This window comes from Mesorhizobium sp. M1409 (genome assembly GCF_040317535.1).
In the GTDB taxonomy this organism is placed as follows: Bacteria; Pseudomonadota; Alphaproteobacteria; order Rhizobiales; family Rhizobiaceae; genus Mesorhizobium.
This window is the reverse complement of record NZ_JAMYKV010000017.1, coordinates 54,812-68,292: the sequence shown is the minus strand read 5'-3', so window position 1 is coordinate 68,292 and position 13,481 is coordinate 54,812. Positions and strand designations below refer to the sequence as shown.

The following is a 13,481-nucleotide window of genomic DNA, read 5'->3' as shown; positions in this document are numbered from 1 at the left end:
GTTGATACTTGATCGTACCGGGCCAAATTCGCTCGTACCGAAAATGGGAGGCGGCCAATGGCAGAAACGTCGAAAGCCGATGGCGGGCGTCTGACGACCCATGTCCTCGACACGGCGACCGGCAAGCCGGCGGCGGGACTGTCGATCGCGCTCTATTACCTCGAGGGCAAGGCGCGAACACATCTGAAGACTGTTGTCACCAATGCCGACGGCCGTTGCGATAAGCCGCTGCTCGCCGGCGTGGAGTTCCGCACCGGCGAATACGAACTGGTCTTCGCGGCCGGTGATTATCTACGCCAGCAGGGAACGAAATTGCCAAACCCGGCCTTTCTCGACTTGATACCAATTCGTTTCGGCGTGGCCGAGCCGGTGCACTATCATGTGCCACTGCTCGTCTCGCCCTATGGCTATTCGACCTACAGGGGGAGCTGAAGCATGGCCAAAGTCAGCATCCGTAACGAGATCCGGTTCATTCTCAATGGCAGGGATGTCGTGCTTTCATCGGTGGCCCCTGAGGCGACCTTGCTTGATTGGCTGCGGCTCGACCGTTCGCTGTGCGGCACCAAGGAAGGCTGTGCCGAAGGCGATTGTGGGGCCTGCACCGTGTTAGTGGGCAAGCTCTCGGCTGGCGGCCTGGTCTATGAAAGCGTCAACGCCTGCATCCGGTTCCTTGGCTCGCTGGACGGCACCCATGTCGTCACCGTCGAGCATTTGCATGGGTCGCCCGGGCAGTTGCACCCGGTGCAGCAGGCGATGGTCGATTTCCACGGTTCGCAATGCGGCTTCTGCACGCCGGGTTTCGTCATGTCTCTCTATGGCCTGTGGATGAAATCACCGGACCCGTCGAACGCTTCTATCGAAAAGGCGTTGCAGGGCAATCTCTGCCGCTGCACCGGCTACGAGGCGATCATACGCGCGGCGCATGCCATCTCCAGCTACGGCAAGGTGGCGAAGGACCCGCTGGCCGCCGAGCGCAAGGCGATCACAGCGAGGCTCGAGGCCATGCATGACGGTGCGCGGGTCGAGATCGGCGCCGGCAAGAAGCGGCTGATCGTGCCGGCCAATGTCGATGATTTCGCCACCGTGCTGGACAAGGAACCTGGCGCCACAATCGTCGCCGGTGCGACCGATGTCGGCCTGTGGGTGACCAAGCATATGCGCGATATTTCGCCGGCGATCTTCATCGGCGATCTCGATGGGCTTTGCACCATCGCCGAAGACAATGGCCTCATCACCATCGGCGCCGGCGTCACCTACACCGAAGCATTCTCGACGCTGGCCAGACGCATACCGGCGCTGGGGCCGTTGTTCGATCGCATCGGTGGCGATCAGGTGCGCAACATGGGCACTATCGGCGGCAACATCGCCAACGGCTCACCGATCGGCGACATGCCGCCGCCCCTGATCGCGCTTGGCGCGCGGCTGACGCTGCGCAAGGGCAACAAGCGGCGCACGATCCCGTTGGAAACCTTCTTCATTGCCTATGGCAAGCAGGACCGGCAGCCTGGCGAATTCGTCGAAGCGGTGCACGTGCCAGTGCCGGCCAAGGGCACAAAATTCGCCGTCCACAAGATCACCAAGCGCCGCGACGAGGACATCACGGCAGCCCTCGGCGCCTTCTTCCTGACGCTGGCCGAGGATGGCACGGTCGCGGATGTGCGCATCGCCTATGGCGGCATGGCGGCGACGCCGAAGCGTGCGCCGGCCGTTGAAAAAGCGCTGCTCGGCAAGCCGTGGACAGAACAGACGGTAGAGGCGGCGATGGCCGAGTACGCGAAAGACTTTACACCGCTCACCGACATGCGCGCCTCGGCAGAGTATCGAACTCTGGCGGCGAAGAACCTGCTGCTGCGCTTCTTTGTCGAAACCACGGATACCCGGGCACCATTCCAGGTGTCACGCAACGAGGCGGCATGATGAACACCAATGGTAGTGAACAAACAGCCGAACGGTCGCGAGTAGCGTCCCCGTTCACGGGGAGAAGATGCCGGCAGTCAGATGAGGGGCGGCGCCGTCATCGATCTTTGTCTGAAAGGCTGTCAACGTCGGCGCTGCCCCTCATCCGGCCCTTCGGGCCACCTACTCCCCGTGAACGGCGAGAAGGGAAAGGGGGCGCTCAATGACCAGCCACGCTCCCAACCTCAAGGCTGAAAAGATTTCAGGTGGCGTCGCCACCGACCAGCGCCACGATTCCGCGCACAAGCATGTCAGCGGCACCGCCGTCTATATCGACGACATGCCGGAGCCGGCCGGCACGCTGCATGGCTGCCTCGGGCTTTCGGCTGCAACACATGCCACCATCACCAGCATGGATCTCTCGGCGGTGCGTACGGCGCCCGGCGTTGTCGACGTGCTGACGGCCAAGGACGTGCCGGGCGAAAACGACATCTCGCCGACCGGCCGCCACGACGAGCCGGTGCTGGCCGACGGCAAGGTGCAGTTCTACGGACAGCCGATCTTTTGCGTCATTGCCGAGACGCGCGAGCAGGCGCGTCGTGCGACAAGGCTGGCCAAGGTCGAATACAAGGAATTGCCTTTCGTCACCGACATCGGCGAGCTCGATCCGAAGAAAGACAAGCTCGTCACGCCGCCGCTGACCCTGAAGCGCGGCGATGCCGCCACAGCGATCCGTCAGGCGCCGCGCCGGCTGAAAGGAAAGATGCGCATCGGCGGCCAGGAGCATTTCTATCTCGAAGGCCATATCGCTATGGCCGTGCCCGGCGAGGACCAGGACGTCACCATCTATTCCTCGACCCAGCATCCGAGCGAAATCCAGCACATGGTCAGCCACGCGCTGGGCGTGCCGAGCAACGCCATTACGGTGGAAATCCGCCGCATGGGCGGCGGCTTCGGCGGCAAGGAGACGCAAGGCAACCAGTTTGCGGCATTGGCCGCGATCGCCGCGAAGAAGCACCATCGCGCCGTGAAAATCCGGCCCGACCGCGACGACGACATGATAGCCACCGGCAAGCGTCACGATTTCCTGGTCGACTATGAGGTCGGCTTCGACAACGAGGGCAACATCCTCGGTGTCGATTTCATGTTCGCGGCACGCTGTGGCTTTTCGTCGGACCTTTCCGGCCCGGTGACCGATCGCGCGCTGTTCCACTGCGACAACACCTATTTCTGGCCGGCGGTGCATGCGCAATCGGCACCGCTCTACACCAACACCGTGTCGAACACCGCTTTCCGTGGTTTCGGCGGCCCGCAAGGCATGGTCGGCGCCGAGCGCGTCATCGACGAGGTCGCCTTTGCGGTCGGCAAGGATCCACTCGAAATCCGCAAGAAGAATTTCTACGGCACATCCGACCGCAACATTACGCCCTACCACCAGACGGTCGAGGACAACATCATCCAGCGCATCGTCGCCGAACTGGAGGAAAGCGCCAGCTACGCACGGCGGCGGCGGGAAATATCGGCCTTCAACGCCAACAGTCGTTTCATCAAGCGGGGCCTGGCGCTGACGCCGGTCAAGTTCGGCATCTCGTTCACCGCCACGCACTACAATCAGGCCGGCGCGCTGGTGCATGTCTATACCGACGGTTCGGTGCATCTGAATCATGGTGGCACCGAGATGGGGCAGGGCCTCTACGTCAAAGTGGCGCAGGTGGTGGCGGAAGAGTTTCAGATCGACCTCGACCAGGTGAAGATCACCGCGACCACGACCGGCAAGGTACCGAACACTTCGGCCACGGCGGCGTCGTCCGGCTCCGACCTCAACGGCATGGCGGCGCGGAACGGCGCTCGCCAGATCAAGGATCGGCTGACCGATTTCGCCGCCGAAAAATATCAGGTGCCGCGCGATCAGGTGCTGTTCCTGCCCAACCGGGTGCGCATCGGCAACCAGGAAATCGCCTTCGCCGACCTCGTCAAGCAGGCTTATATGGCCCGCATCCAGCTTTCGGCGGCCGGTTTCTACAAGACGCCGAAAATCCACTGGAACCGTGACAAGGGCGAGGGGCGCCCATTCTATTATTTCGCCTATGGAGCCTCGTGCTCGGAGGTCTCGGTCGACACGCTGACCGGCGAATACATGGTCGAGCGCACCGACATTCTGCATGATTGCGGCCGCTCTCTGAACCGCGCCATCGACATCGGCCAGATCGAGGGAGGCTTCATCCAGGGCATGGGCTGGCTGACGACGGAAGAACTGTGGTGGGACGACAAAGGCCGTCTGCGCACCCACGCGCCATCGACCTACAAGATCCCGCTCGCCTCCGACCGGCCGAAGATCTTCAACGTCACCTTGGCCGACTGGCCGGAAGCCAGCGAGCCGACGATCCACCGTTCCAAGGCGGTCGGCGAGCCGCCGTTCCCGCTCGGCATGTCGGTGCTGCACGCCCTGTCGGACGCGGTGGCGAGCGTCGCCGACAACCGGATCTGTCCGCGCCTCGATGCGCCGGCGACACCGGAGCGGGTTCTGATGGCGATCGAGCGGCTGAAGTCCGAGGCCAAGGCCTGAGTCTGCGCCACGGTCGGCATGCGTGCAATTCAGGCCGAAAAACCCTATGTTTCCCGCACGGGAATGCGAATGATGAATTCGAACGTGCAAAACCTCAAAGACTTCCTTGCTGGTCAAGGCCGCATCGCTTTGGTCGAGGTCGCCGGCACGAAAGGGTCGACGCCACGCGAGAAGGGCGCCTTCATGCTCGTCTCGCAATCGGCGATTTCAGGCACGATCGGCGGCGGGCAACTTGAGTATATGGCCATCGACAAAGCCAGGCAGATGCTTTTCTCCCCCCTTGAGGGGGGTGAGGAACGATCGGCTGAAGGCCGAGAAAAAGCCAATGATTTGGCTTTTTCAGCGACGAACGCCCGGAGCCATGGCGAAGGGCAATCCGCGAAGCGGCCAGAGGGGGCACTCTCAGAAGGCACCACAAGGGCGTCGAGCACTGCCGCAACGACCCCCTCTGTCGGCTTCGCCGACATCTCCCTCTCAAGGGGGGAGAGACCCCGCGCCGCGGCGACCCCACCCGACGGCTTCGCCGCCACCCTCCCCTCAAGGGGGAGGGATATTCGCGCCACCCTCGACGTCCCGCTAGGCCCCGAGATCGGCCAATGCTGCGGCGGGCGCGTCGAAGTGCTGATCCGGCTCGTCGATGCCGCGCTCGCCGCCGACCTGGTTGCGGCCGCGGAAGCCGAGGAGGCTCATCTGCCGCATGTCTATATCTTCGGTGGCGGCCATGTCGGCCAGGCGCTGGCGTCGACGATCTCACTTCTTCCCGTGCATGGCGTCGTCATCGAAACGCGGGCCGAGGCGCTGGAAGGCATGCCGGAAACCGTGGAGATGCGGCTGACGCCGATGCCCGAGGCTGAGGTGCGAAACGCTCCCGCCGGCACCGCTTTCGCCATCCTCACCCATGATCATGCGCTGGATTTCCTGATTGTCGCCGAGGCGCTGAAACGCGACGATGCCGCCTATGTCGGCATGATTGGCTCGAAGACCAAGAAAGCGACGTTCAAGAACTGGTTCTTGAAATCGGCGGATGGCAGCGAGGCGGAATTTGCCCGCCTCGTCTCGCCGATCGGCGGCGACACCGTCAAGGACAAGCGTCCGCAAGTCATCGCGGCGCTGGCGGCGGCCGAGATCATGACGGCGCTGGTCGCCCACGCCGCAGCATCAAATGTAGGCCATCAGGTTCCGCATGACAAGGTGACGGTCGGCTAAGCTTGCGCCTCAACGCATCTCAGCCAGGCCGCTTCAAGCCCAGATGCTCGCGCAGGGTGCGGCCGTCATAATCCCTGCGGAACAGGCCGCGCCGTTGCAATTCCGGCACGACGAGCGTTGCAAACGCATCGAGTTCGCCGGGGAAATACGAGGGCATGACGTTGAAGCCGTCGGCCGCTCCGCCCTCGAACCGCGCCTGCAGCTCGTCGGCGATTTGGGCCGCTGTTCCGACGATGCGCCAATGGCCGCGCGCGCCAGCGAAATGCCGCGCCAGCTGCCGGATGGAAAGTCCGTCGCGGCGCGACTGCTCGATCACCAGCGCCTGCCGGCTCTTCATCCCCTCGCTCTCAGGCAGCTCCGGCAGCGGTCCATCGATCGGATAGCGCCACAGATCGGAGATGCTGAGATAGCTGGACAGCAGCGCCACCCCGACATCGTCGGGGATCAGCTCCTGCAATTCTTCGTATTTTTCCTGGGCCTCCGCCTCGGTTTCCGCCACCACTGGCGCGACGCCGGGCATGATCTTGATGTCGTCCGGCTCACGCTCATAGGCCGCCAGACGCCCCTTGAGGTCGTCGTAGAAGGCCTTGGCCTCCTCGAAAGTCTGCGCCGCCGTGAACACCACATCGGCGGTGCGGGCGGCGAGGTCGCGGCCGATCTCAGAGGCGCCGGCCTGGACCATGACCGGCGCGCCTTGCGGTGAACGCGGCAGGTCGAGTGGATCCCGCACCGAAAAGCTTTGGCCGGCATGACGGGAAGTTCCATCGAGCTTGCCGCGCCAAAGCCCGGCGACCACTTCGGCGAACTCGCGCGCCCGTTCGTAGCGGTCGGCATGGGGCTTGAGGCCAGTCGAGCCGAAATTGGCGGCTTCGATGGGGCTGGCCGAGGTGACCAGGTTCCAGCCGGCACGGCCGCCGCTTAGATGATCGAGCGACAAAAAGGTCCGTGCCAGCCCATAGGGCTCGTTGTAGCTTGTCGACGCCGTGGAAACGAGGCCGATGCGGCTGGTCTGGACGGCGAGCGCCGAAAGCAGGCTGATCGGCTCGAAGCCGATCGAGCGCGACGTCTGGCTGGCGATGCCGACATTGGCTTCGCGCAGGCCGGCGGCGTCCTCGCAGAACACCATGTCGAATTTCGCCGCCTCCGCCGTGCGCGCCAGCTGGACGTAATGGTCGATGTCTATGCCCGCCGTGACATGCGCCTTTGGGTGGCGCCAGGCGGCGATGTGGTGGCCGGTCGCCCACAGGAAGGCACCGAGCTTCATCTGACGGTGCGCGCCGGTCATTGATCTTCTCCGCCGGCAAGCCCGAGATGCGAGCGCAACGTCGCGCCGCGATAGCTCTGTCGAAACAGGCCGCGCAGCCGCAGCTCCGGCAAAACCAGATCGACGAAATCGTCGAGCGCTGAGAGTTGTGCCGGCATCTGGATATTGAATCCGTCGCAGCTTTTCGAGCGGAATTCTTTTTCCATGCTGTCGGCGATGGTCGGCTTGGTGGTGCCATTGGTGAGGAGCGAGATATTCGTCAGAAGCCTCACGGCATCAGGATCGCGTCCGCAGGCGACAACGCGGCGCTTCAGGTCCTCATAGCGCGCTTTCGCGCCATCGATCGGCCCGTCGTCCAGCAGAATGACATCGGCGGCGCGGGCGGCAATATCCAGGTCGGGCTCCGACAGACCGGACAGCACCAGCACCGGCCTGTCCTGCGGCGATCTCGCGACGTTCAGCGGTCCGCGCACGGAAAAGAACTCGCCCTTGTGGTCGAGCAGGTGCATTTTTCCGGGGTCGTGGAAGCGGCCACCGCTCTTGTCGAATAGCAGCGCATCCGCATCCCAGCCCCGCCACAAGCCCTGGACGATGCCGATATACTCCTCCGTGCGCCGGCGAAAATCGTCGGACGAAAAGCCTTCGGGCCGGCTGAAATTGGCCGCCTCGCGCGGGTTCTGCGCCATGGTCGCGTTCCAGCCGGCGCGGCCATGGCTGATGATGTCGAGCGAGGCGAAACGGCGCGCCAGGTTGTAGGGCTGATGGGCAATTGTGGAGGCCGTGGCGACGAGGCCGATCCTGCTCGTTACGGTTGCCAGTGCGGCCAGCAGCGTCGTCGCTTCAAAGGGCACCGGCCTATTCGCTGCATCGCCACCGGCAGTCGGCGCGGAATCGGCGAACAGCACCATGTCCAACCCCGCAGCTTCGGCCTTTTGCACAAACTTTGCCAAGCGACCGAATGGCGGTTCGGGTGATGGATCGGCGGTCCCCGGAAACAGCGAAACGGCAAGATGCATTGTGGCGCCGTTGTCCATCGATGGTCCCTGCAAGACGAAAATCGACCTGAACTATGTTCGCCGCTTCCCGGGATGGCAACCGCTTGCGCTGGGCCAACCGCCGGTCACTTGCCGGCCAGTCCTATTTACCCGCGAGCAGATCATTGATCAGCCGCTGGCAGCGTTCGGCCATGAAGTCGAGCAGCAGCCGCACTTTTGGATCCTGCAGCTTCTTGTGCGGGTAAACGGCGGCGAACTGCACTGGCGTCGGCGGCGTGTTGCTCAGGATCACCTTCAGGCGCTGGTCGCGGATGAACGGCTCGACCTCGAAGCGCGGCTTGTTGATGATGCCGCGCCCCGACAGCGCCCAACTGGTCAGCACGTCGCCATCGTCGGTGTCGTAGGGCCCGTGCACTTCGAATTTCTGCGGGCCTGTGGGTGTCTGCAGCGTCCACACATATTCGCGCGCGCCGGAGTAGCGCAGCATCAGGCAATCGTGTTTCTTGCCGATCAGCTCCTGCGGCTCCACCGGTTCGCCGCGCGCTTCCAGATATTCCGGCGCTGCCACCAGCACGCGCTCGCATTCCATGATGCCGCGCATCCTGAGGCTGGAATCCTCGATGATGCCCAGCCGGAAGGCGACATCGATCCCTTCCTTCATGATGTCGACATTGTGGTCCGAGAGCCTCAGCCGCACCTCGATATCAGGGTATTTGTCGTGGAAATCGGGAATGCCCGAAGCCACCAGCCGGCGGCCGAGGCCCAAGGGTGCCGTGACGCGGATGGTACCGCGTGGCTGGCCGGAAAGGGCCGAGACAGCCGCTTCGGCCTCGGTGATCGCCTCCAGAACCTGCTTGGCGCCAGAATAAAAAACCGTGCCGTGTTCGGTCGGCATCAATTGCCGCGTGGTGCGGTTGAAAAGCCGCACGCCAAGGTGCTTCTCCAGCTCCTTGATGCGGTTGGAGGCGACCGCCGGTGAAATGCGCATGTCGCGCCCGGCCGCCGACAGATTGCCGAGCTCGACGACGCGGACGAAGACGGCGATGTTGTCGAGATAGGCCATACGGAGCACCTTCGCCGGTTTGCAGCGATAAGCCTAGTATTTTCCATTTTTTTTTGAAAGTCATCGTGCACCTCGCCCCTTTCCGTTTGCGCTCCAGCCCGTAAAGTCACCCAATCGGCAGGGACGACTTCAATGATGGATTTCGCGATTTTCTGGGACTGGCTGAGCTTCGCCGTGCGCTGGCTGCATGTCATCACCGGCATTGCCTGGATCGGCTCGTCGTTCTACTTCGTCGCGCTCGATCTCGGCCTGCGCCAGAGGCCGGGCATGCCTGTCGGTGCCTTCGGCGAGGAATGGCAAGTGCATGGCGGCGGCTTCTACCACATCCAGAAATACCTGGTGGCGCCGGCCGAGATGCCCGAGCACCTGACTTGGTTCAAATGGGAATCCTACGCCACCTGGCTGTCCGGCTTCGCCATGCTGTGCGTCGTCTACTATGCCGGAGCCGATCTGTTCCTGATCGATCCCAACGTTCTGCCTATGTCGGTGCCGGTCGGGATCCTGCTGTCGCTGGCTACCATCGGCGTCGGCTGGGTGGTCTATGATCTCCTCTGCCGCTCGCCGCTCGGCAAGAGCGACACCGGGCTGATGCTGGTGCTCTACTGCGTGCTGGTGTTCATCGCCTGGGGACTGACGCATTTGTTCACCGGCCGCGCCGCCTTCCTGCATCTGGGCGCCATCACCGCCACGATCATGTCGGCCAACGTCTTCATGGTCATCATCCCCAACCAGAAGATCGTCGTCGCCGACCTTATCGCGGGGCGCAAGCCCGATCCGAAATACGGCAAGATCGCCAAGCAGCGTTCCCTGCACAACAACTATCTGACGCTGCCGGTGCTGTTCCTGATGCTGTCGAACCACTATCCCCTGGCGTTCGCCACGCAGTTCAACTGGGTCATCGCCTCGCTGGTGTTCATCATCGGCGTGCTGATCCGGCATTATTTCAACAGTGTCCACGCGCGCAAGGGCAACCCACATTGGACCTGGCTGGGCGCTCTTGTCCTGTTCATCATCATCATCTGGCTGTCGACCGCGCCGAAGGTGCTGACCGGCGAACCCCGGGAATCGGCGTCGGCGCAGGTCTATGTCGCTTCGGTGCATTTCCCAGCGGTGCGCGACACCGTGCTCGGCCGCTGCTCGATGTGCCATGCGGCGGAGCCGGTCTACGAGGGCATCTATCATGCGCCGAAGGGCGTGATGCTGGATACCGACGCCGGCATCGCCAACCATGCTCGCGAGATATATCTGCAGGCCGGCCGCAGCCATGCCATGCCGCCTGCCAACGTCTCGCAGATCACCGATAAGGAACGGGCGCTGCTGGTGGCCTGGTTCGAAGGCGCAGGGAAATAGCATGATTTCGACATTTCTGCGCGGCCGCACGCTGTCCTTTGTGCGCTGGCCGCAAACCATCGACGACCATGCCGCCTGGCGCTACGAGGAGGATGGCGGCCTGCTTATCCGCGAAGGCAGGATCGTCGCCGCGGGCGCCTATGCTGACGTGGAGAAACAGGCCGGTGAAGCGGCGAAAAGAATCGACCACCGGCCGCATCTGCTGCTGCCGGGCTTCATCGATGCGCATGCGCATTTCCCGCAGATGCAGATCATCGCTTCCTATGGCGCCGAACTGCTCGACTGGCTGAACACCTACACCTTCCCGGAAGAAACCAAGTTCGCCAACGCGCAGCACGGCCGCCGCATCGCGCGGCTGTTCCTCGACGAGATGGTGCGCCACGGCACCACGACGGTCGCCGCCTATTGCTCGGTGCACAAGGCGTCAGCCGAAGCCTTCTTTGCGGAGTCGCATGACCGCAACATGCTCAACATCGCCGGCAAGGTGATGATGGACCGCAATGCGCCCGACGGCGTGCTCGACACCCCGCAATCCGGCTACGACGACACGAAAGCGCTGATCGCCGAGTGGCACGGCAAGGGGCGGCAGCTCTATGCCATCACCCCGCGCTTCGCCATCACCTCGTCGCCGGAGCAGATGGAGATGGCCGGCGTGCTGTGCCGCGAGCATCCCGACCTGCACATGCAGACGCATCTGTCGGAAAATCATGGCGAGATCGCCTTCACGCAGGAACTCTATCCGTGGTCGCGGGACTATACCGACGTCTACGAGCACTATGGGCTGTTGGGCAAAAAGAGCCTGTTCGGCCATTGCATCCATTTGTCGGAGCGCGAGGCGGATGCGCTTTCGGACTCGGGCTCGGTGGCGGTGTTCTGCCCGACTTCGAACCTGTTCCTTGGCTCCGGCCTGTTCGACTATCAGCGCTTTCGCCGCCGCGACAAGCCGGTCCGCATCGCCGCCGCCACCGATGTCGGCGGCGGCACCAACTATTCGATGCTGCGCACCATGGACGAAGGCTACAAGGTGATCGCGCTGAATGGCGAGAAGCTGAACCCGTTCCAGTCCTTCTGGCAGCTGACGCGCGGCAATGCCGAGGCGCTGTCGGTGGCGGAAAAGATCGGCACGCTGGATGCCGGCACCGACGCCGACATCGTCGTGCTCGATGCCAGGGCCACGCCTGCGATGCGGCTCAGGATGGAAACGGTCGAGACACTGGCGCAGGAATTGTTCCTGCTACAAACGCTGGGCGACGACCGCGCCGTGCGCGAGGTCTATGTGGCCGGCCGTCCGGCCAAGACTGATATTGCAATTTAGAATCCTTGCTTGACCCCACGGCAGCCATCGGTCAAAGCGTGCGGCGAAGTTGACAGGGGAACGACATGGCCGTTGCTGACGACATCGCTTTGATCAAGAGACAGGAAGAGACCCTTGTTTTTCCGGCCTTTGACGAGGCCGTCGCGTTCAAGCTCGGTTCGGCCATCCGCGACCGGGCACTGGCCGAGAACCTGCCTGTTATCGTCGATATCAGGACCTTCGACCGGCCGCTTTTCTATGCCGCGATGCCGGGCTCGAACGCTTCCAATCCCGACTGGGCGCGACGCAAGATCAATGTCGTGAAGCGGTTCCTGAAAAGCACTTATCGGATGGTGCTGGAACAGCAGCGCCCTGACCGCACCTTCAAGATCGGTGAGGGCCTCGACATCGCTGACTACGTGCTCGCCGGCGGCGGTTTTCCGGTCACGGTTGAAGGCGCCGGGGTCATTGGTGTGATCGCCGTCTCCGGCCTGCCGGAGCGCCAGGATCACGGCGTCGTCGTCGAGGCACTGTGCGATCATTTGGGCATCGACAAGCTCGGGCTGGTACTGCCCCCGGAAGAAAAATGAGCGACCCCAAATCGTTCCTCACCGCCATCTTCAACGCGGCCGTCGCCGCCGCCGATCCGGAACGAACCATCCGGGATCATTTGCCGGCCAAGCCCAAGGGCCGCACCATCGTCATTGGCGCCGGAAAAGGCTCGGCGCAGATGGCGGCGGCGTTCGAGAAGGTGTGGGACGGCCCGATCGAAGGGCTGGTCGTCACCCGCTATGGTTATGGCGCGACCTGCGAGCGTATCGAGATCATCGAAGCGGCGCATCCGGTGCCGGATGCAGCCGGGCTTGAAGCCTCGCGCCGCCTGCTCGCGAAGGTCCAGGGACTGACGGCGGACGACCTGGTCGTGGCGCTGATTTCGGGCGGCGGCTCGGCGCTGCTGCCGTCGCCGGCCGGCACCCTGACGCTGGCCGACGAGATCGCCGTCAACGAGGCGCTGCTCGCCTCCGGTGCGCCGATCGCGGCGATGAACACCATCCGCAAGCATCTTTCGACCATCAAGGGCGGTCGGCTGGCGGCTGCCGCCTGGCCGGCCAAGGTGGTGTCGCTGGTCGTTTCCGACATTCCCGGCGACAATCCGGCGCTCGTCGCCTCCGGCCCGACGGTGCCGGATACCGGCAGCCGCGCAGACGCACTGGCCTCGATATCAACCTATGGCATGAAGCTGCCGGCCTCGGTGATGGCGCATATCAATTCGCCGGCCGCCGATGCGCCAGACCCGGATGATGAACGCTTTTCGCGCAACGAGGTCCATCTGATCGCCTCGGCCGGCGTATCGCTCGAGGCAGCGGCCGCGGAAGCGAAACGACAGGGCGTCGAGGCCGTCATCCTTTCCGATGCGATCGAGGGTGAGGCGCGCGAGATCGGCGGCGTCCACGCGGCAATCGCCCGCGAAGTGACGACGCGCAACCGCCCATTTCCAAAGCCGGTGCTGATCCTGTCGGGCGGTGAAACCACTGTGACACTTCGTGCCAAGGGCAAGGGCGGCCGCAATTCGGAATTCCTGCTCGCCTTCGCCATCGGCATCAGCGGCGTCGAAGGCATTCACGCACTGGCCGCCGACACCGACGGCATCGACGGTTCGGAAGACAATGCCGGCGCCTTTGCCGACGCTTCGACCGTATCGCGCATGCGGGCAGCCGGGGTCGATGCCAAGGCCATGCTGGCCGGCAACAATGCCTGGACGGCCTTCAATGCGATTGGCGATCTTTTTGTGCCGGGCCCGACCGGCACGAATGTCAACGATCTCAGGGCGATCCTGATCAGGTAGC

11 protein-coding genes are annotated in these 13,481 nt (G+C 63.6%); 8 read left to right on the top strand and 3 right to left on the bottom strand.

Features of this window, described 5'->3' with window-relative positions; translation table 11 throughout:
• Positions 1-57: 57 nt before the first annotated feature.
• The 4 genes from uraH to xdhC all read left to right on the top strand — a co-directional run bounded on the left by uraH (position 58) and on the right by xdhC (position 5,668).
• Positions 58-432 (top strand): hydroxyisourate hydrolase, encoded by a 375-nt coding sequence (gene uraH, locus NKG99_RS15785; protein ID WP_352869271.1) that lies wholly within the window; start codon positions 58-60, stop codon positions 430-432.
• Between the two features lie 3 nt (positions 433-435).
• Complete coding sequence (xdhA, locus tag NKG99_RS15780) at positions 436-1,917, top strand: xanthine dehydrogenase small subunit (RefSeq protein ID WP_352869269.1); 1,482 nt, start codon at positions 436-438, stop codon at positions 1,915-1,917.
• Between the two features lie 202 nt (positions 1,918-2,119).
• Positions 2,120-4,462 (top strand): xanthine dehydrogenase molybdopterin binding subunit, encoded by a 2,343-nt coding sequence (xdhB, locus tag NKG99_RS15775; protein WP_352869267.1) that lies wholly within the window; start codon positions 2,120-2,122, stop codon positions 4,460-4,462.
• Positions 4,463-4,534: 72 nt separating this feature from the next.
• The gene (gene xdhC, locus NKG99_RS15770) at positions 4,535-5,668 is read left to right on the top strand and encodes a xanthine dehydrogenase accessory protein XdhC (protein WP_352869396.1); all 1,134 of its coding nucleotides are present in this window, start codon (positions 4,535-4,537) and stop codon (positions 5,666-5,668) included.
• Positions 5,669-5,687: 19 nt separating this feature from the next.
• Here xdhC and NKG99_RS15765 read toward each other — a convergent pair whose 3' ends face one another.
• The 3 genes from NKG99_RS15765 to NKG99_RS15755 all read right to left on the bottom strand — a co-directional run bounded on the left by NKG99_RS15765 (position 5,688) and on the right by NKG99_RS15755 (position 8,990).
• Positions 5,688-6,953, bottom strand: a complete 1,266-nt coding sequence (locus NKG99_RS15765) for an LLM class flavin-dependent oxidoreductase (protein WP_352869265.1) — start codon at positions 6,951-6,953, stop codon at positions 5,688-5,690.
• Positions 6,950-7,966 carry an LLM class flavin-dependent oxidoreductase gene (locus tag NKG99_RS15760; protein ID WP_352869263.1) on the bottom strand — a complete coding sequence of 339 codons (1,017 nt, stop codon included), beginning with the start codon at positions 7,964-7,966 and terminating at the stop codon, positions 6,950-6,952. Before NKG99_RS15760 ends, NKG99_RS15765 begins: the two co-directional genes overlap by 4 nt.
• A 103-nt stretch (positions 7,967-8,069) precedes the next feature.
• Complete coding sequence (locus NKG99_RS15755) at positions 8,070-8,990, bottom strand: LysR family transcriptional regulator (RefSeq protein ID WP_352869261.1); 921 nt, start codon at positions 8,988-8,990, stop codon at positions 8,070-8,072.
• A 132-nt stretch (positions 8,991-9,122) separates the two neighbouring features.
• On the opposite strand from NKG99_RS15755, the gene NKG99_RS15750 reads away from it, so the two are divergent.
• From NKG99_RS15750 to NKG99_RS15735, 4 genes are all read left to right on the top strand, one after another.
• Positions 9,123-10,340, top strand: a complete 1,218-nt coding sequence (locus NKG99_RS15750; RefSeq protein WP_352869259.1) for a urate hydroxylase PuuD — start codon at positions 9,123-9,125, stop codon at positions 10,338-10,340.
• A gap of 1 nt (position 10,341) precedes the next feature.
• Positions 10,342-11,655 carry a guanine deaminase gene (gene guaD, locus NKG99_RS15745; RefSeq protein WP_352869257.1) on the top strand — a complete coding sequence of 438 codons (1,314 nt, stop codon included), beginning with the start codon at positions 10,342-10,344 and terminating at the stop codon, positions 11,653-11,655.
• A 65-nt stretch (positions 11,656-11,720) separates the two neighbouring features.
• Positions 11,721-12,224 (top strand): heme-degrading domain-containing protein, encoded by a 504-nt coding sequence (locus NKG99_RS15740; protein ID WP_352869254.1) that lies wholly within the window; start codon positions 11,721-11,723, stop codon positions 12,222-12,224.
• Positions 12,221-13,480: a glycerate kinase type-2 family protein gene (locus NKG99_RS15735; RefSeq protein WP_352869253.1), complete on the top strand. Its 1,260-nt coding sequence runs from the start codon at positions 12,221-12,223 to the stop codon at positions 13,478-13,480. Before NKG99_RS15740 ends, NKG99_RS15735 begins: the two co-directional genes overlap by 4 nt.
• The last annotated feature ends 1 nt before the right edge of the window (position 13,481 follow it).